The sequence below is a fragment of the Methylobacillus glycogenes JCM 2850 genome, from assembly GCF_000617925.1.
Taxonomy (GTDB): Bacteria; Pseudomonadota; Gammaproteobacteria; order Burkholderiales; family Methylophilaceae; genus Methylobacillus; species Methylobacillus glycogenes.
The window spans coordinates 19,700-38,239 of record NZ_BAMT01000006.1 but is presented as its reverse complement, the minus strand read 5'-3'; the positions used below and the strand labels follow the sequence as shown (position 1 = coordinate 38,239).

20 protein-coding genes, 1 tRNA gene and 3 pseudogenes are annotated in these 18,540 nt (G+C 54.4%); 5 read left to right on the top strand and 19 right to left on the bottom strand.

What is annotated here, in order from left to right:
- Positions 1-2 precede the first annotated feature (2 nt).
- The 4 genes and pseudogenes from JCM2850_RS23440 to cobT all read right to left on the bottom strand — a co-directional run bounded on the left by JCM2850_RS23440 (position 3) and on the right by cobT (position 2,418).
- Positions 3-311: a histidine phosphatase family protein gene (locus tag JCM2850_RS23440; protein WP_267879268.1), complete on the bottom strand. Its 309-nt coding sequence runs from the start codon at positions 309-311 to the stop codon at positions 3-5.
- Positions 312-337: 26 nt separating this feature from the next.
- Positions 338-577, bottom strand: coding sequence for a histidine phosphatase family protein (locus JCM2850_RS23435; RefSeq protein WP_267879267.1), 240 nt, complete (start codon positions 575-577; stop codon positions 338-340).
- A gap of 28 nt (positions 578-605) precedes the next feature.
- Complete coding sequence (locus JCM2850_RS09515) at positions 606-1,352, bottom strand: adenosylcobinamide-GDP ribazoletransferase (RefSeq protein WP_025871438.1); 747 nt, start codon at positions 1,350-1,352, stop codon at positions 606-608.
- A pseudogene (gene cobT, locus JCM2850_RS18355) lies at positions 1,349-2,418 on the bottom strand (nicotinate-nucleotide--dimethylbenzimidazole phosphoribosyltransferase). Before cobT ends, JCM2850_RS09515 begins: the two are co-directional and overlap by 4 nt.
- Positions 2,419-2,599: 181 nt before the next feature.
- Between cobT and JCM2850_RS09505 the strand changes: the two are divergent.
- The 3 genes from JCM2850_RS09505 (at position 2,600) to JCM2850_RS09495 (ending at position 3,597) form a co-directional block, all read left to right on the top strand.
- A tRNA-Phe gene (locus JCM2850_RS09505) sits at positions 2,600-2,675 on the top strand.
- A gap of 338 nt (positions 2,676-3,013) precedes the next feature.
- Entirely contained in the window at positions 3,014-3,346 is a 333-nt protein-coding gene (locus tag JCM2850_RS09500) for a rhodanese-like domain-containing protein (RefSeq protein ID WP_025871436.1), read from the top strand.
- 5 nt (positions 3,347-3,351) lie between these two features.
- Positions 3,352-3,597: a sulfurtransferase TusA family protein gene (locus JCM2850_RS09495; RefSeq protein ID WP_025871434.1), complete on the top strand. Its 246-nt coding sequence runs from the start codon at positions 3,352-3,354 to the stop codon at positions 3,595-3,597.
- Positions 3,598-3,623: 26 nt separating this feature from the next.
- Here the strand turns inward: JCM2850_RS09495 and JCM2850_RS18350 are convergent.
- The 6 genes and pseudogenes from JCM2850_RS18350 to JCM2850_RS21290 all read right to left on the bottom strand — a co-directional run bounded on the left by JCM2850_RS18350 (position 3,624) and on the right by JCM2850_RS21290 (position 9,723).
- Positions 3,624-4,531 (bottom strand): annotated as a pseudogene (locus JCM2850_RS18350) (bestrophin family protein).
- A 43-nt stretch (positions 4,532-4,574) separates the two neighbouring features.
- On the bottom strand, positions 4,575-7,406 hold the full coding sequence (locus JCM2850_RS09485; protein WP_025871433.1) for a valine--tRNA ligase: 2,832 nt from the start codon (positions 7,404-7,406) through the stop codon (positions 4,575-4,577).
- A gap of 74 nt (positions 7,407-7,480) precedes the next feature.
- The gene (locus JCM2850_RS21300; protein WP_088177752.1) at positions 7,481-8,038 is read right to left on the bottom strand and encodes a hypothetical protein; all 558 of its coding nucleotides are present in this window, start codon (positions 8,036-8,038) and stop codon (positions 7,481-7,483) included.
- The gene (locus JCM2850_RS21295; RefSeq protein WP_088177751.1) at positions 8,002-8,382 is read right to left on the bottom strand and encodes a hypothetical protein; all 381 of its coding nucleotides are present in this window, start codon (positions 8,380-8,382) and stop codon (positions 8,002-8,004) included. The genes JCM2850_RS21300 and JCM2850_RS21295 overlap by 37 nt, the downstream gene beginning before the upstream one ends.
- Before the next feature lie 15 nt (positions 8,383-8,397).
- Positions 8,398-8,964: a LemA family protein gene (locus JCM2850_RS09475; RefSeq protein ID WP_025871431.1), complete on the bottom strand. Its 567-nt coding sequence runs from the start codon at positions 8,962-8,964 to the stop codon at positions 8,398-8,400.
- Positions 8,965-9,084: 120 nt separating this feature from the next.
- A complete protein-coding gene (locus tag JCM2850_RS21290; protein ID WP_025871430.1) occupies positions 9,085-9,723 on the bottom strand; it encodes an FxDxF family PEP-CTERM protein in 639 nt (212 codons plus the stop codon).
- A 150-nt stretch (positions 9,724-9,873) separates the two neighbouring features.
- Between JCM2850_RS21290 and JCM2850_RS09465 the strand changes: the two genes are divergently transcribed.
- Together JCM2850_RS09465 and JCM2850_RS09460 are read left to right on the top strand one after the other, a co-directional pair.
- Positions 9,874-10,320 carry an NfeD family protein gene (locus tag JCM2850_RS09465; protein WP_025871429.1) on the top strand — a complete coding sequence of 149 codons (447 nt, stop codon included), beginning with the start codon at positions 9,874-9,876 and terminating at the stop codon, positions 10,318-10,320.
- A gap of 85 nt (positions 10,321-10,405) precedes the next feature.
- Positions 10,406-11,254, top strand: a complete 849-nt coding sequence (locus tag JCM2850_RS09460; protein WP_025871428.1) for an SPFH domain-containing protein — start codon at positions 10,406-10,408, stop codon at positions 11,252-11,254.
- Between the two features lie 53 nt (positions 11,255-11,307).
- Here JCM2850_RS09460 and JCM2850_RS18340 read toward each other — a convergent pair.
- The 9 genes and pseudogenes from JCM2850_RS18340 to JCM2850_RS09415 all read right to left on the bottom strand — a co-directional run bounded on the left by JCM2850_RS18340 (position 11,308) and on the right by JCM2850_RS09415 (position 18,537).
- A pseudogene (locus tag JCM2850_RS18340) lies at positions 11,308-12,076 on the bottom strand (HesA/MoeB/ThiF family protein).
- A 107-nt stretch (positions 12,077-12,183) separates the two neighbouring features.
- A complete protein-coding gene (locus JCM2850_RS09450) occupies positions 12,184-12,903 on the bottom strand; it encodes a type II secretion system protein (protein WP_036265934.1) in 720 nt (239 codons plus the stop codon).
- A 44-nt stretch (positions 12,904-12,947) separates the two neighbouring features.
- A complete protein-coding gene (locus JCM2850_RS20480; protein WP_159105151.1) occupies positions 12,948-13,820 on the bottom strand; it encodes a cupredoxin domain-containing protein in 873 nt (290 codons plus the stop codon).
- Positions 13,748-14,569 carry a hypothetical protein gene (locus tag JCM2850_RS21635; RefSeq protein ID WP_159105150.1) on the bottom strand — a complete coding sequence of 274 codons (822 nt, stop codon included), beginning with the start codon at positions 14,567-14,569 and terminating at the stop codon, positions 13,748-13,750. The genes JCM2850_RS20480 and JCM2850_RS21635 overlap by 73 nt, the downstream gene beginning before the upstream one ends.
- 51 nt (positions 14,570-14,620) lie before the next feature.
- A complete protein-coding gene (locus JCM2850_RS21630; RefSeq protein ID WP_159105149.1) occupies positions 14,621-14,767 on the bottom strand; it encodes a hypothetical protein in 147 nt (48 codons plus the stop codon).
- A complete protein-coding gene (locus JCM2850_RS09430) occupies positions 14,758-15,117 on the bottom strand; it encodes a hypothetical protein (protein WP_025871424.1) in 360 nt (119 codons plus the stop codon). The genes JCM2850_RS21630 and JCM2850_RS09430 overlap by 10 nt, the downstream gene beginning before the upstream one ends.
- A complete protein-coding gene (locus tag JCM2850_RS09425; RefSeq protein WP_025871423.1) occupies positions 15,114-15,731 on the bottom strand; it encodes a hypothetical protein in 618 nt (205 codons plus the stop codon). The genes JCM2850_RS09430 and JCM2850_RS09425 overlap by 4 nt, the downstream gene beginning before the upstream one ends.
- Positions 15,728-17,197: a hypothetical protein gene (locus JCM2850_RS18335; protein WP_051525352.1), complete on the bottom strand. Its 1,470-nt coding sequence runs from the start codon at positions 17,195-17,197 to the stop codon at positions 15,728-15,730. Before JCM2850_RS18335 ends, JCM2850_RS09425 begins: the two co-directional genes overlap by 4 nt.
- Positions 17,198-17,331: 134 nt before the next feature.
- Positions 17,332-18,537, bottom strand: a complete 1,206-nt coding sequence (locus JCM2850_RS09415) for a type II secretion system F family protein (RefSeq protein WP_025871422.1) — start codon at positions 18,535-18,537, stop codon at positions 17,332-17,334.
- Between the last annotated feature and the right edge of the window lie 3 nt (positions 18,538-18,540).

Below are 18,540 nucleotides of genomic sequence, written 5' to 3'. Positions count from 1 at the left end.
GGTCAGCGGTTGACGTAAGCGACGCGCGTCACCTTATCCTCTACGATGATTTTGCTCACACTAGCATAGTCAATCTGTAGCTTAAATGTATGTATAAGCGGTAAATCCAGCGCAAATCCCAACATGGCGCGGATTACCCCCGCATGAGTAAACAGCACCACAGGTTCGCTCTGGCTGGGCAAGTCCTGCAGAAAATCCTGTGCCCGCGATGACAGCTGCTGGAAGGATTCGCCATTCGGCGGCACGTGCTGCACATGATCTTCTGCCCAGACATCCACCAGCCCGCGCGGAATATCATCCCAGGACTGCATTTCCCAATCGCCAAAATTGAGCTCCTTCAGCCTGGCATCCTGCTCACCAGAATCTGCGGGCTGTAAGTAGCAGCCACAGAAGTGGCCAGCTTGAAGCAGCGCTGCAAGGGGCTGCTGAAAATTAAGGGCTGCTGCAAATGTCTTAGCTTGGGGTGTAGGCCATCAAACTCGGCAAGAAAGGTTTCGGTGACATCCACATCACTTTGGCCATAGCAGGTGCCAGGCACTACATCAGGGGTGGTATGGCGTACCAGATAAATTTCCAATGACAGACTCCAGATTAAAAACTAGTAATTAAATCGAAATGATCACAATACCAAGATAAAACGCCAGCTCAGTTAATTGTTGCATCGCCCCCAGGCAATCCCCGGTGTAACCGCCAAGCCGGCGCTTGAGCTTGAGGCTGAACCAAACCCATACCAACAGCACAGGCAGCAATGCCAGCCAGGCCTGCACAGGCAATAGCAGCATGGGCAACAAGCCAAACAATAGGCCTGTGAGCAAACCTGCTATTGAAGGCGGGCTGGCCAAAGCCTGGGCCTTGCCTTCTTCACGCGCGTAGCGCTGGCTAGACATCACCATTAATGCCGCCAGCCTGCTGACTGCATGCGCAGCGATCAGCACCAGCGGCAAGTATTCCGGCTCCATTGAAGAGAGCAGATTGAATTTGAGCAACAAGGCGATGACCAGGGCAATAGCACCATACGAACCTATGCGCGAATCTTTCATAATTGTGAGCGCTTGCTCTGTGCTCCAGCCGCCACCCAGGCCATCTGCGCTATCCGCCAGGCCATCCTCATGCAAGGCGCCAGTCAGCAAAATGCTACTGAGCATACTCAAGACAATGGCAGGCCCGACAGGTAAATATTGCAAGCCCACATAAAGCACCAAGGCCGCCCAACCACCAACAAGCCACCCCGTCAGCGGCAAATAGCGCGCTGCCTTGGCCCATTCTTCCGCCGTCACATTGTGCTGCTGGGGCATGGGCAGACGTGTGAAATACGCCAGCGCCAATATCACCAGCCTAAGTTGCTGGCTCATGCCTCACCCTGGCGGCTGATGGCCGCAGAATCAAATGACGCCATCTGGTTAAGAAAATTCACCGCGGCCTGCAACAGAGGATAAGCCAACGCTGCCCCCGTGCCTTCACCCAGACGCAAGCCCAGATTCAGCAATGGTTTGGCACCCAGATGAGCCAGCACCTTGGCATGGCCGGATTCATCCGAGCAATGCGCAAACACACAGTAATCCAGCACCGCAGGCTGCAAACGGCTGGCCACCAGCAAGGCGGCGGTGGCAATAAAGCCATCAATCAGCAAAATCATTCTGCGTTCTGCGGCTTCCAGCATGGCGCCCACCATCATGCAATTTCATAGCCGCCAAAAGTGGCCAGGACTGTATCTGCATCCTGCGCATTGGTTTGATGACGATCAATAGCCGCAGAGATAACCTCAGCCTTGTGGCGCAAGCCCGCATCATCCAGCCCTGTGCCACGGCCCACACACTCCGCCACAGGCAGGCCGCACAGCACCGCCACAATGGCGGACGCAGAGGTGGTATTGCCTATACCCATTTCACCAAAACCGATGACATTGCTGCCCGCTTCTGCCTCAATTTGCACCAAAGCCTTACCCTTGAAGATGGCCTGCGCGCATTGCTGCTCAGTCATCGCCGGGTGATGCAGGAAATTATTGGTGCCCAGGCCCACTTTGGCGCGTATCAAGTTAGGGTGGGCTGCAAACTCATGATTAACCCCAGCATCGACAATACGGATGCTCATGCCATTTTGTTTTGCAAACACATTGATGCCTGCCCCGCCTGCGAGAAAATTCTTCACCATTTGTTGAGTGACCGCTTGCGGATAGGGGCTAACCCCTTCCTCGACAATGCCATGATCGCCAGCAAACACCAGCATCACCGGGCGGCTCAAGCTTGGGGTCAAGGTCTGCTGAATCAAGCCAGCCTGCAAGGCCAGGGCTTCAAGTTGGCCCAAGGCCCCCAAAGGCTTGGTCTTGTTATCAATCTTGGCTTGTAATTCGAGCTTGAGCTGCGCATCAGAGTCAGCGCTCAGAGATGCAATATGGAATACAGGTTGTGCAGAAATCATCAATCGCTATCTATGCTTAGTGTGGATTCAGTCGTGGAATATTAAGGCTGGAGCATACCCGAGCATAATTTTAAATGCGCAGATAGTTCAGGAATTTTTTAAATGCGCTGGACGAAATGCCGAAGTTTGCTATAATGCTGGCCTTGCGTGAGCTTCTAAAGCCAGCGTAGCAGTAGTAAATGGCCAGGTAGCTCAGTTGGTAGAGCAGCGGATTGAAAATCCGCGTGTCGACGGTTCGATCCCGCCCCTGGCCACCAAAGAATATAAAGGGCTAGCTTCAGTGATGAAGCTAGCCCTTTTTCATTTATTGTCCTCACGCAGACAATGCATTTGCGTAACCTCATGCACCCGTCTTGTCCTCAGCTTCTAAGCCTTTTAGCAACAATGGCTTCATGACAACGCACTCCAACTCGCTCCAACATAGATCAGCTACGTTGTCATTGCAGTTCCAGATTCGCCACCACACTCGCCAAATGCTGAAGATTGCATCTGCCTATTCATTGAACAGAATTGATCACCCTGGTTTGAGCAAATAGGGGTGGGAGGATATACTCCCTACCCTATTCTCGTTTCAGCCACCTCCAGTCGCATACCCATGACCCGCCACGCCGATATAGACCCGATAGAACTCAACAGCAAACTCGCCAGCGAGAAAGTCATACTCGTTGATGTGCGTAACGACGATGAAGTTGCGCGCGGCATCATTGAAGGCGCCATTCATCTGCCTATGGCAGTGATTCCCGGCATTGCGCAGACCTTGTGCGAGCAGGGAGATACCGCCATGGTGATTTACTGTCACAGTGGCATACGCTCGGCGCAAGCGGCGGCTTATCTGGCCCAGCTGGGACGTGAAAATGTCTATAACCTGCGCGGAGGTGTGTTGGCCTGGGCCAATGCTGGTTTTACCTTTAGCGCCAAGACTGAGTAAACATCATGGAATTTCACAAGGAACTAGATGCGCGCGGCTTGAAATGCCCTCTGCCCATACTACGTTGCAAGAAGGCATTAGCAGAAGTTGAGCCTGGCCAAACGCTCAAGGTCATCGCCACCGACCCTGGCTCAGTGCGTGACTTCCAGGCATTTTGCAAGCAGACCGGGCATGAAATGCTGGCCACAGAAGAAAATACAGTGGCGGAGGTGAAGGAATTCATCTTCCATATCCGCAAACGCAGCAGCTAACTCCGCCTTTACCTGATACCCCCTGTTTAGAGCAGTATGCCGTCCTTGGCCTCCACAGCTGGCGGCAGCGCTTTTTCTCCCAGCATTTCCAATACCGCGATTTCTATACCCCGGCTCATGGCATCCAGCGGCAGGTCGTTGGGTTGGGTATCAAACGGGTCGGCAATCTGGTCCCCCAGTGCATCCAGCCCAAAGAAGGTATACGCCAGGATGCAGACCGCCAGCGGCGTCAGCAACCTATGCTGTCTATCAAGCAGAACGGCAGCAAGAAGCAATACACATGCACGATACGATGCAACATGAGGATATAGGGATAAGGGATGGGTGTGGACTTGATGCGTTCACAACCGCCCAGCACCTGCGATAGCTGGTTGAGTTGAATATCCATCTGCGCCTGCAGGATAGGGTTCAACCCATATTGCTGCCCCTGCTGATGCAGGCGTTTTCCCAGCAAGGCCAGCATCAGTGCCGGTGCTTGCCTGTGACTATGCAGTTCTACATCCAGCAACACCCGATTGGTATCTTCATATACAACGCCGCGCAAAAAATTTCTCAGCACATAGGGAAAAGCCAGCAAGGGTTGCAAGACATGCAGGCGCTGCTCGCGTGGCAGATTGGGCATATGATCCTGCACCTGGCGCGTGAGATTGCGTGCACTGATCAGCAGCTCACCCCAGAGCGTGCGCGCTTCCCAGTAACGCTGGTAAGCCACACTATTGCGAAAGCCGAGAAAGATTGCCAGAGTCAGCCCCCATAAAGTGAAGGGCGTGGCAGTGGGCGTGATTTTGTAGTGATACAGGGTGCCATGACTCAGCACCACCAGCGAACTCAGCACCACAGTGAACAGCACTTTGCGCCAGATGGCCGGGATGATGGAGCCCTGCAGTGAAAACAGCAGAGTCCAGGCGCTGGGGTTATGTGGATGTGTGATCATGTTTTCCCCCTGCGCCCGGTGTGCTGCTTATTCCTTATAGCCCTTATTTAAGCTTGGCCAGTTGTGACTGCAGTTTTTCAACTGTCGTAGTAAACCCTGCCAGTCTTTCTTTTTCCTGCTCCACCACAGCGGCAGGCGCACGTGCCACAAAGCTCTCATTGCCCAGCTTGGCCTGTGCCTTGCCGATTTCAGCCTCCAGGCGGGCGATTTCCTTGCCCAGACGTTCACGTTCTGCCGCCACATCAATTTCGATTTTGAGCATAAGCTTGAAATCACCTGCCAGGGCCACTGGTGCTTCGGCTTCTGGTAATTCAGCAACGATTTCCACTTCACTCAGTTTGGCCAAGGCCTTGAGATGAGGCGCATACGCCGCCAGCTTGGTCTGATCACCAGCGGCTATCAGTGGCACGCGGGTGGCGGGCGAGACATTCATTTCGCCCCGCAAGCTGCGGCAGGCATCCACCGCCTGCTTGAGCAAGGCTACCCAGGCTTCAGCAGCGGCATCAATCTTGGCGGGCTGACTCTGCGGGTAGGCTTCGAGCATGATGCTGATGCCTTTGCGGCCAGACAGCGGGCCTACGGTTTGCCAGATTTCCTCGGTGATGAACGGCATCAAGGGGTGAGCCAGGCGCAATATGGTTTCCAGCACACGCAGAAGAGTGCGGCGTGTTGCGCGCTGCTGGGCCTCATCGCCAGTCTGCAATTGCACTTTGGCCAGTTCCAGATACCAGTCGCAATATTCATCCCAGACAAATTTGTAGATGCTTTGCGCCACGTTATCGAAACGGTATTCAGCAAAGCCACGCTCAATTTCAGCCTCGGTTTGCTGCAACAGGCTGACTATCCAGCGATCTGCCTGTGAGAAGTCCAGATAACCTTCAGGCTGGGTCTTGCAATCTTCAAGGCCGTTGTCCTGTCCTTCGGTGTTCATCAGCACAAAGCGCGTGGCGTTCCACAGTTTGTTGCAGAAGTTGCGATAACCCTCGCAACGCTGCAAATCAAACTTGATATCGCGGCCCGGCGAAGCCAGCGAGGCAAAGGTGAAGCGCAAGGCATCGGTGCCAAAGGCCGGAATGCCCTCGGGGAATTCCTTGCGGGTGCGCTTTTCAATCTGCTCAGCCTGCTTGGGATTCATCAGGCCAGTAGTACGCTTGGCAACCAAGGCGTCTAGGGCTATGCCATCAATCAGGTCTATCGGGTCCAGCACATTACCCTTGGACTTGGACATTTTTTGACCTTCGCCATCGCGAATCAAGCCGTGAACGTATACATCCTTGAACGGGATTTTGCCAGTGAGGTGCTTGGTCATCATGACCATGCGTGCCACCCAGAAGAAGATGATGTCGAAGCCTGTGACCAGCACCGATGAAGGCAGGTATTGTTGCAGCGCCTGATTAGCCTGGTCCTTCTCGGCATCGCCAGTCCAATCCAGCGTGGAGAATGGCCATAGCGCTGAGGAATACCAGGTATCCAGCACATCCTCATCACGCTTTAGATTGCCGCGATAACCATCATTGGCCGCCAACTGTATGGCCTCCGTTTCGCTGTGGGCGACATAGACCTTGCCCGCATCGCTATACCATGCCGGGATTTGGTGGCCCCACCACAGTTGACGCGAGATGCACCAGTCCTGAATGTTGTTGAGCCACTGGTTATAGGTATTGACCCAGTTTTCCGGCACAAAACGAATCTCGCCACTGGCGACGACTTCCAGGGCTTTTTCGGTGATGCTCTTGCCGTCATCGCCAGGCTTGGTCATGGCCACAAACCACTGATCGGTCAGCATAGGCTCAATCACCACGCCAGTACGGTCACCGCGCGGCACCTTGAGCTTGTGCTTATCGACCTTGACCAGAAAACCACCCGCTTCAAGGTCAGCCACCACAGCCTTGCGTGCGGCAAAGCGTTCCAGGCCCTGATACTTGGCAGGTGCCGCTTCGTTGATATGGCCATCCAAGGTCAGGATGCTGATCATGGGCAGGCCATGACGCTGACCCACGGCATAATCGTTAAAGTCATGTGCAGGCGTGACCTTGACTACCCCAGTACCGAATTCACGGTCTACATAGTCGTCAGCAATCACCGGAATCTCGCGCTCACACAAGGGCAGCTTGACCTGTTTGCCTATCAGATGGGCGTAGCGCTCATCTTCAGGGTGCACCATGACAGCAACGTCACCCAGCATGGTTTCTGGACGTGTAGTCGCCACCACCAGCTGGCCACTGCCATCAGCGAGTGGGTACTGTATATGCCAGAGTGAACCGTCTTCTTCCTCGGAGATCACTTCCAGATCAGATACAGCGGTGTGCAGCTTGGGATCCCAGTTTACCAGGCGTTTGCCACGGTAAATCAAGCCTTCGTTGTAGAGACGCACAAAGGTTTCGGTGACCGTACGCGACAGGCCTTCATCCATGGTGAAGCGCTCACGGCTCCAGTCTGGCGAGGTGCCCAGGCGGCGCATTTGTTTGGTGATGGTGCCGCCGGAGTATTCCTTCCACTCCCAGACTTTCTCGAGGAATTTTTCGCGGCCCAGGTCATGGCGGCTCACGCCTTGCGCATCCAGCTGGCGCTCCACCACGATTTGCGTGGCAATGCCGGCATGATCGGTACCAGGCTGCCACAGCGTATTGTCGCCGCGCATGCGATGGTAGCGGGTCAGCGCATCCATAATGGTCTGGTTGAAGCCATGGCCCATATGCAGGGTGCCAGTGACATTGGGCGGCGGCAACAGAATGCAGAAATTGTCCTGCTTGCTGGCGTCCATGCCTGCTGCATAGAAACCGCGGTCTTCCCAGAATTGGTACCAGCGGCTTTCTATGTTCTTGGGTTCAAAGGATTTATCCAAGGTATTGCTTGTAGTGGTGTCGGTATTCATAGGGGTGGGATTTTAGCATAGCAGTCGTGCTATACATCGCCAGCGCGGTGAAACATCGCAAGGAAAAACGCGGCTTAGAACACTGGCAAATGCTGTCGTAACAGCATCAAACCCAACAAAGCGCTCAGTGCCACCAGCCCATGCATGCTGCATAGCCAGAAGTAGCGGCGACGTAACTTTTGCGGCGAGAGACTAGAGAGCAGAAACATGCGGCCATCGGCAGGCGCGCGCAGCAGGTGCACACCTGGTGCTGCACGCAACTCCCGGTGTTGGCGCTCAACCTCGCGCCTGGCAGCCTGACGCGCCAGGTTCCACTCCTGCATATCAATCTCGCCGTTGCCATCCAAGTCGAATCGCTGCAACAGACTGGTTTTATCCTGCTTCCATTCTGCCAACAAGTTGGCTACGTCCTCCTTGCTGTCCAGTGGCATGCTGGCGCCGCCTACGGTGGTGAACTCCCCAAGCGCATAAATCGCCCCAGCATAAAGCACATGCTCGACACGCTTGTACTGGCCCTCGTAACTGACCCTACGCTCAGTGCCCACCACCTCTGCATGGTCAGGGTCTATAAAACATTGACCTGAGCCATCACTGATCACAAACAGCTCATGGCTGACACCCTCATGCTGCAATTCCCAATGATTGCGCTCACCACGCTCATAAATGCAAAAGCGGTACCACACACAGCGTGCTGCGGTGTAGGGACTGACGATGAGATGATCGGGTGCTGAGACGGCCCTGCCATAGAGTTCGGCATAGCCTTGTGCTGCGAGGCAATCCGTGAAGTAGGTAAATCGGCAATGGTGCGCATGCGCCTGTAGCTAGCAATCCATGCGATCAAGCCTATGCCAGCCACCAACAGCAAAGATACTATCCAGGCGCGCGCCTCGGAGATTTGCAGGGCAAAGCCGCCCAGCAGCATATAGGCGCTGCCGCTGAGAAAATCCAGATAATGGCTGCGCCAGCCTTTGAACATCAAGCGCTACCTTGCTTACTGCTTGAAGCGGCTGGCGATATCCACGTCTCTGAGTTCGCGGCTGGCAAAACGTAGCATCTGCTCGCGAGAAAACCCCAGGCTACGCGCGACTATCAGGTCAGGAAACTGCGCGATGCGCACATTGTGCAGGTTAACGCTTTCGTTATAGAACTCGCGCCTGTCGGCGATGGCATTTTCCAGGCCGCTGATACGGGCTTGCAGGTGCAGAAATTGCTCATTGGCCTTCAACTCGGGATAAGATTCCGCCAGCGCAAATAATGACCCCAGACCTGCGCGCAAATCACCTTCTGCCGCGCCCAGCGCATTGACATCATGTTGCTCAGTGGCAGACTGCACGCGGGCGCGAGCCTGTATCACCTGCTGCAGGGTGGTTTGTTCATGCTGCATATACTGCTTACAGGTATCCACCAGCTTGGGTAACTCATCATGACGCTGTTTGAGCAGCACGTCGATATTGGCCCAGGCCTTCTCGACGTTGTGCTTGAGACTCACCAGTCCGTTGTAGACCAGAATGAAGTAAATCACGCAGACCACCAGCAAAACCAACAAGAAAATCGGCATACCACCCTCCCCTTTGATGCCGGGAGTGTAATCCGCGATGCGCCAGACGTGCAATGACATGTCTTGTTCAATGTGCCAACCAAATGGCATTTACACCCAATGCTAGCCAAGCGCAAAGGCTTATTTTCTCCTGCGGGCAAATACGCCAACCAAGCCCAAGCCTGCCAGCAGCAATCCATAAGTGCTGGGTTCAGGCACAGGCGCCAGCGTGGCGGTAAACGCAAGATCACCGCCTAAGGCAGAATTCCATGCAGCCGAGGTGAGCTGACTTCTGTCATTGCCATTGTTGAGATAGACAAATGTGCCACCGCTATAGGCAGTATCCGCAGTAAAGCCCCAGGCATTGGTGCTGCTTGTGTTGTCCTGTATGCCTGAAGTGGTGAAGTACAGCACATATTGGCTGTTTGCATTAAGAGTGACATCTGGCGTTGCAGTAATCGCTGTGAACTCACTTTGTGCCGTGAAACTAAATGGGTCGGAACGGTAAATCACTTCACCCACATTGCTACCTGTCCATGTCCCTACCTCTACGGTAAACGCTGCATCCAGGGCAGTGAGGTTAAAGGTGAAGGATTGCAATACCTGGGCAACATTGCCGGTTGTGATGGTTTGGCCATAGGTCGCAGTGTCGGGATTACCAAACGGTGAAACACTGGAATCTATGGTGCCATCCCACTGATCCAGGGTGCTGATCGTGTCCGCATATGCGGCTGGCGCTAGGGCGCAAGATAGTAATAAAGCAAGCAGTGATTTTTTCATATGAACTCCTGGAATTTCCTACGGTTATTAATGCGGATTTAAGCTAATAACCCCAGTCATCCCCCCTTTAGGAGGACAGGGTAGTCATAAGAAAGTTTCCACATCCAAGTTCTGGTACGATGATGGCCTGTTCAAAACGAGATGACGACCATGCTGGAAGCGCAGTGGATATGGGGCATATTGGGCCTGGCTTTACTTGCACTGGAAATGCTGACGGGCACGCTTTACATCCTCTGGTTTGGCATCGCGGCTTTTGCACTTAGCATGCTGTCTTTTGTGTTTCCTGACATGGCAATCGCCTGGCAATTGCTGATTTTTGCGGTGCTGTCACTGACAAGCTTGTTTGTCTGGAAACAGTTTTACCAACGCGTCAGGGATGACTCCAATATTGGCCAATCGCGTGGTGATGAAATCGGCCGCATAGGCGTTATCACTGCCAGCGTCAGCCCTCGCCAGAACGGCAGTATAGAGTTTGCTCAGGGTGTGCTCGGTAGCAGGCAATGGGTGGCGATTGCCAATGAAGAAATAGAGATTGGCGCTGAAGCCATCGTGGTTGCGGTAGAGGGCAATCGCTTGCGCGTGAGCAAGAGAATCTGAATAGCCGCCAACCTGACAGCCACTACCGCACACGCCTGCCCATAGCGCATTGATCACAATAATTAACACTCAATAAGGAGCTTGCATGTTCTTCTTCGCCGCTGTACTTATCGCCGTCGTTTTAGTCTTGGCCTGGAAAGGCATACGCATCGTGCCCCAGGGTGAAGAATGGGTGGTAGAGCGTCTGGGCAAGTTCAATAGCGTGCTCAAGCCGGGTTTGACTGTTATCAACCCGCTGTTCAGCAAGGTCACCTACAAAGTCACCACCAAGGACATTATTCTTGATGTACCGGAGCAGGATGTCATCACCAAGGATAATGCGGTGATCCTGGCCAATGCCGTGGCTTTTATCAAGGTGACCAATATTGAGCGTTCGGTCTATGGCATTGAGGATTTCCGTGAGGCCATGCGCAATATGGTGCAGACCAATCTGCGCTCTATCATAGGCGGCATGGATCTGAACGAAGCCCTGACTTCACGTGAGCGCATCAAGAGCGAACTCAAACTGGCGATTGCCGATGAAGCAGCCGACTGGGGTTTGACGGTGAAATCGGTTGAAATTCAGGATATCAAGCCTTCCGTTAATATGCAGAACGCCATGGAGCAGCAGGCCTCAGCCGAACGTGAGCGCGTAGCTGTAGTGACCCGGGCCGAAGGTGACAAGCAATCGCTGATTCTTAACGCCGAAGCGCGGCTGGAAGCGGCGCGTAAGGATGCAGAGGCACAGAAAGTGGCGGCCGAGGCTTCGGCAGAATCGATACGCCTGATTGCCGCCGCAGTGCAAGGCAATGACAACTCTGCCACCTTCCTGCTCGGTGATCGTTACATTCAGGCTTTGCAACGCATGTCTGCGGGCAATAACAGCAAGATTGTGGTGATGCCTGGCGATGTGGTCAGTGCGGTGAAATCACTGGTGGGTGGCGGGAAGATCTAGCCTGACAGCGCAAGGCCTCTGGGCCAAATGTCTCTCGTCCAAATTTCTTTTGCTTAAGCCTTAACGCCAGCACCGCCCTCATGGTTGCAAACCGGGCAGCTGGCGTCCTTGCTCAATTTAAGCTGCGCCATTCCATGGATAGCACATCCAGCAGCAGCAGACGCCCTTCTAGCTACGGCCCAGGCCCAGCAATAACTTCATTGCCTCAGCTGCCTGGGTAGTGCCTATCATGCCCACCAAGGGCGCAAACACGCCATTATCAGCACAGCGCAAAGCTTCATCCCCGCCCAGATTGGGAAACAGACAGTGGTAACAGGGACTGTCATCATGGCGCATATCAAACACGCTGACCTGGCCTTCAAAGCCTATCGCCGCGCCTGATACCAAGGGTTTGCGCAAGCTTACACATGCCTGGTTAGTGGCATAGCGTATGGCAAAATTATCCGTGCAATCAATCACCACATCGGCATCTGCCACCAGCGCCTGCAAGCTGGCCGCATCCACGCGTTGCTCTATCACCTGCACTTGAGTTTCCGGATTGATTGCGGCAATGGTCTGCGCCGCTGAGTGCGCCTTGTTACTACCAACCGCAGCAGTCGTGTGGATAATCTGGCGTTGCAGATTGGTCAAATCCACCACGTCGAAATCGCAGATGGTCAAGGTGCCTACACCTGCAGCCGCCAGATAAAGCGCCACGGGAGAACCCAGGCCGCCAGCGCCTATGATCAAGGCATGGCTGTTAACCAGTTGCTCCTGACCTTCATAGCCAATCTGCGGCAAAAGAATATGGCGGCTATAGCGTAATAGTTGATTGTCGTTCATGAGTGTTCAGATTTTAGCGGGCTTGGATTGCGCCCGAGCTGCATTTTAAAGGGCTGGCTGGCTGCTTACCAAGCCCGCATGATGTGATGGAAAAATCCCAAGCGCGCCTAAGGCAATTGCCCCGCCTGTATCATGGCGTTATACAGCACATAGGGTGAAAGCCAGACCAACATATGGTCAAACTCGCCATTGGGGCCATTGGCTTCAATATCGTGGCTGACAAACACATTATCAGCGTCAAGATTGGCAGATTCGTCTGCCCCACCACTGCCAAGATTACCCGTAGCACCCAGGGAAAACACCACCGCCACGGCATTTTCAATCCTTGGGTTGCCATTGGCTCTGTCCAGCACGCGCAGATTGGGCAGCAGATTGGCCATGCCTGTGGTTGCCATGCCATTGGGCGTGGTAAACGGCGGGTTACCCGCAGGGTTTTGTGCCACCGCATAACGTATGCGTCTACCCCAGCCGTCCAGCATAAAACCAAATGCATCCACCGGGCTTAAGCCCAAAGTAGCTGCCGGCACAAAGCCAGCCATGCTGCTGCACGCACCAGCGCTGCCATTGAGAAACTCCTCACGACCACTACTGCCCGCTTCCCCTTCGCCATTGGCCGATGCCGGGCACGGCAGACGGCCATGGGTTTGGGCAAAGCCCAGCAGCGCTTTATTGGCCAACTCCAGCTGGGCATCGGTCTGGCGCAGAAAAGCCGCCTGACGCTGGGCCGTAACGGGCAATATCAATGCCGAAATGACAAAGCCTAGAATAACCAGCACCACCGCCATTTCCACCAGCGAAAAACCTGCATGCACTGCGCTCACGTGCATACCCGCAGCTTGGGCTTTGTTTTTCCGGCTTATGCGTGTCTGTCCTACCATGCCACTACTCCATTTATAGTTGCTGGTCGCGTGAAATTCAGCGACGCTGCATCCCCAGTCACCAAGGAGAAATTACCAGGTGGTTGACGCGTAAATACCAATGCTGGCAATGGCGCAATACGGCTGCTGGCCCCGCCTTGCAGGGTTTGCAAGCTCAGGCAGTCCTCAGCACTGCACACTGCGTCACCGCCGCCAACATAGGCGGGCGCTACTGCAGCAAAAACAAAAGCATACCAGCGATTGCTGAAATACCAGGTGGGTAGTATGGGGTAGAGATTGATGTTGCTGACGGTCAGCTGGCCCGATGTCGCCGGGACAAGCTGACCAAGCACATCTTCATGATCTTCATAAACATCCACTACCTTAATGGCCCCTGTACCTAAAGTCTCAAGGGTTTCAGCACTCAGACTACTTTGCTGGGAATCATGCAGCACAAGCGTGGTAGCGTTATTGGTAGGGAGTGTGATGTAAAGCTTGCGTTTAGGAGTGACATTGGCCACTTCCCCGATGCAATACAAGGCATTACCACCCACGTCGCGCTCACAGTTGAACTCCAGATTGCTAACACTATTGCTGGTAAGGTGGCTTTTGAGTGCGCTTTCCTTGGCTGGTGTATAGGGTTGAGTCGGAGCAATCACAACCACGCCATTGAATTTCCAACTCAAGCGCGTAGGGAAGCGCCTGCAGCTCTCATCCAATGCACAACGTGCTGGCACATAGCCCACGCGCTCAAAGTCATACTCCCCTGCGTTCAAGTGATACCCAGGTGGGCCAGACTCGTCGTCCAGCGGAATCATCCAGGGCAGATAGCGCAGACCGGAATAACGCTTGGGGAAATCCATCGCGCGTTTGACCTCGCGTGCCACGCGTTGCTCCAGTCCGTGTATGAGTTCATCAATAGTGATATAGACCAAACGATCATTGAACCGGCCCTGGGAGAAGTCTGTATAAATTCATTAGGCTCTGCCGTGTATACGGCGTGGTTGTAGACCGTGCCATTGATGCTGATGCGATCCAGAAAAGCGCTGGCGGGCGGTACAGCTACTCCGCGATTCTGCCCTTGTAGCGGACCACCAGGGGCAATGATTACTGCGGCCACCCGGTCTGAGAGGATATTGCCGTTGCCATCACGGACGATCATCCATGGGTAGCTGGGGTTGGTAATGCTGCTTGGGTTGATGATGGGGTTTCCGGGCTGAAAATAATTACGTACCAAGTTGCGCGAAACCGCATACCAAAGCTTGTTGTTCTCAGCATCTCTATACACATGACCCACGCCGGGATAGGCCAGGCAGGGAGTGGTGGAAGGCAGGGCGGGCAGTTGCCCAAGGAAATTGGCCTCTCCCACACTATTGACCAGATTGAATGAACTGGCCGAGCAATCGCTGCGGCCATCATAATTGGGATTCTGGGTTTCTCGCCTATCCGGCCACGGCATTTGCCCAGGCGTGTCGTTATGGCTGATAGCCCAGCCCAGCAGCCCCTGCTTGGCATCAGTGAGCGCCCTGGAGGTCGTGGCTTGGCGTTGATTGTCCCAACGGCCCGCTTCCAGATATCTGAGCACAAAGGTCACACTCGCCAAGCCGATGATAAACATCATCATCAACATGGCCATACCACCTTGCTTGCTTAGCACGTGTGAGGTCCCCTGGCCGGACATGATGCCCTAGCGGATTTCGCCTTGTTCCAGCGCCTGATGCTCGGCCTGGTCACTGTGCACATTACGCTCGGATATCTGCCCGGTATTGGCATCATAAGACTGCCCCGCTTTAAGTTTAACCTGGCTGCCGGTGCTGGGCACGGTCAAAGGCACGCGGTTGCTGTCGCGACTGCTTTCCTTGGGCAAGCTGCCCACTTGTACATGGCTATGTTCACTGCGCTCTTGCAAGGTTGATGATTGACCCAAACCGTACCTCGTGCACCATCACTACGCCGCACATAGCCTTGCACGCTGAGTTCTGACTGTACAGCAGGCGGTGCTAGCGCCGCACCTTCATCCGTGACAGGCAACACTTGCTCTATCAATTGACCAGGACTGTTCTGGCGCAGGCGCTCAAGATTGGCGCGCTCGGTGGGTGTGGTGAAGAGCTTACCCAAGGAATCAGCGGCCTGCACTGGCCCTGCCATCAGCGCCAGCAAGACAATCAAACTGCGTACGTTCATGGCTTCACTCCATTCTCGGATTCACGCAGGCTCAACCAGTCCAGCTCGCAAGCAGCATTCAAGGTCGGGGTCAGGCTAAGGGGTACCGTCAGGATGCCATTGCGCGTAATGATGCAATCGCGCGGTAGAAATGCAGCGGGCTGCGTCTGCCGCAGTTGATCCAGCAACAACAAAATATCGCCTTCATGCAGCATGGGCAGCTCCAGCGTCATGACCGAGCGGTACAGGCTGAATGGCGCAGGATTGGCAATATAACTCAGACTGTAAGGCGCTTGGGCGCCTATGCTATAGCGTATGCCAAACAGATGCTCACGTTGATGGATATTGCGCAGCGCATCTACCCACTCGATACGCCGCTCCTCCCCGATAAAGCCTTGTTGAATCAGGCGCTGATAAATAGGCAGATACTTGATGATGCTGTCACGCTCTTGCCCGGAAGATTGCAGCCGTGAACGGGCCTGCATGAGTTGCTGTTCTTGCTGCTGGCGCTTCTGATCCAGATCGTGACTATAGGTTTGGGCGTAACTGACCATGCCGATGGCAAATATGATCGCCACCAGCAATGCCAGCAGTGGCAAGGCCAGGCGTATCCAGTCCTGACGCGTCAAATTCATGGCTGAGCCTCCAAGGTAGCCAAGGGCAATGCTTCAGCCTCTTGGCGTGGCTTCAATACCAATTTAAGCTTGAACACTGCTTTCTCGCGCTGGGCAGTGCGCTCATCCGTGGTGCTGCCTTGCAGGCTGGAATAGGAGCTGACATTCACGGGCTGCTGCACAATGCTGACATATTGCACTTCAGGATTGGCTTTTAAGGTTTCTGCGAGGCGATGCACGCTTTCCAGCGCGGCACGGTAATTACCACTGAAGCCGCGGATTTCACCCGTCACAAATCCCAGCTCTAATTCCGCATTGTTGCTAATGCCTGATGCCTGAATTGCCCCCATGGCTTGCGCCTCGTCCTTGAATTCTGGGTCTGTACTCAGCACCCAGCGCAGCCGCTGCAATTCTATGCTGGGCATCTGCTCCAACACAGCGCTCAAAATCTGCATCATGCGGCGTGGCGTGTGCTCTTGCGCATGTATGCTCTCGCGCACCTTGGCCGCGGTTTCCAGGGCCAGGCCTGGCATTGGGGTTTGCGGGAAATTGTTGGCGGCTTCCTGATAGCGCTGCTCTTGCACACGCGTATCGGCCACAAGTTGCTGTATTTCTTGCGCGTCGTCTATGGCTTGCCCCAGATACAGCAGTGAGAACAACAAGCCCAAGGAGGCAATGACAAGGGCTGCAGCCACCAGGCTTTTGCGCACAAACTCCAGCCTGTGCGTCTTGATCATGCTCACCGGTGCCAAGTTGGCCGGACGGTAACCGCGTGCCATCAAATGCATATGCATCAACTCTGGCAGTTGCTGCACATGCGCTGGCGGCAGCCCGATCTGGCGTGCCACCGTGGCAAGGTTGATGGCCTGGCACTCCAGGCCTTGCTCCTGTTGGATATCACGCGAGATACGCTCTGCCGCCGATGATGAAGTCAGCACCACCACCTTGAGTGCAGTATCGCGCGCAATCAGGCGCTGACTCAGCAAATACAATCTGGCCTTGTCGGTTTCCACCAGGTGCAGAAACGGCAGTTGCTCGGGGTCTTCCGTAGGTAGTTTGACCTGACGGCTGACGCGCAATTTGCCCTGGTGCAAATAACTCTGGCGCAAGCCGGAAGAAAGCTGCTCGCTGAGCAGAATATCCCCCGCACTTAGTTTGAGTTTCTGCAGCAGAAACTGACTTGTCATGGGTAGGTTGTACACCCCAGCCAGCGGTGCCTGTTGGGCAATGATGCTCTCTAGCCAGGGCTGGAAAAACTCGCTATTGGTGAGGGCCACAAACAAAAAGCGGTCATCCTTGCGCTTGTCACGCTCGCGCAACAAGAACTGTGCGGCGCGGAAGGTCACGCCTCTATAGACCTGGTTGAGCTTGCGCTGCAACATTTCCTTGCGTGCTGTACCACTCGCATGTGGCAGGGTTTCCAGATGGAAATCTTCTTCCTGGGCATCCACCATGACATAAATGGGGATATAGCTATTCCGCAGCAAATATTGCGCAAACGCCGCATGGCCTTACGCATCATTGATAAACACTTCGTAACTGCGCAAGCGGCCGAGACTCCAACGTCCGGCTATCAGCTTGTCATGGGTGGCACAAAGAATAAGGCGCTCGAACATGGCGGCTAGAGTTTGAGTTGACTGAAGGAATCGTACACCGGGCCCAGCACGGAAAACATGATCCACGCCAGAATGGTACCCAGTACCACGGTCAAGATAGGCTCTATGAGCTTGAGCATTTTCTCCACGGACTCACTGACATCTCTATCGTAGAAGTAACTGATATTGAGCAGAGCCTTGTCCAGGCCGCCCGTGCTCTCACCTACGCGTATCATGCGCACCACCAGCGGCGGAAACAAACCCACATTGCGGAAACTATCGCTCATGCTTTCGCCCGCGTTGATCTGTTGCCAGGCACGGTTAAGTGCCTCGGCCACCACACGGTTATCCACAATTTCTTCGCAGCTGCGCATGGCATCCAGCACTGGAATGCCAGCCTGATACATCAGGGCAAAATAGCGCGAAAAACGCGCCAGTATAATTTTATTCAGAATCGGCCCTATGATGGGCATACCCAGCACAAACTCATCGAACCGGTAGCGCACCTGGGGACTTTTGCGCACCCCTATCGCCAGCGCCACCACTAACACTACTGGCACCGAGAGCATCAGCCACCAGTAATTCACCACCGCATGCGATACCGCAATCAAGATACGGGTTTGCAGCGGTAGCTCTTGTCCCATATTGGTGAGGAAAGACACCATCTGCGGAACCAGATAGGTCATGAGAAAGACCACGGCTGCGGTCACCACCACCAGCACCGCGGCGGGATATAGCATCAGACGTTTGGTCTGGCCTATCAGCTCATCCTGCCACTTCAAGGTCTCTGCCAGATGCTGGAATATATCGGGCAGACGCCCGGTCTGTTCACCAGCGCGTATCAAGCTGATAAACACACGATTGAACACATCGGGATGCTCGGCCATGGCCTGCGACAACATCTTGCCGCCCTCCACCGACGATACCAGGCCGCCTATGGTTTTCTGGAAATTCAGGTTAGTCGTGCTATCGCGCAAATCTACCAGCCCTTCCAGCAAGGGCACACCTGCCGAGGTCATCTGCTCCAGCTGAAAGCAGAAAATCACCTGATCTTGCAGGCTGACCCTGCGCCGCCCCAGCATGCTGTTGCCCACATTCGCAGGTTTAAAGGTGATCAGGTCCAGGCCTATACGCTTCAAGCGCAGCTCAAGATCAATCTCATTGAGCGCATCTATGCGACCCCGAGTGGCTTTGCCGCCTTGATCCACTGCCTTGTAGACGAAGCTGGGCATGGC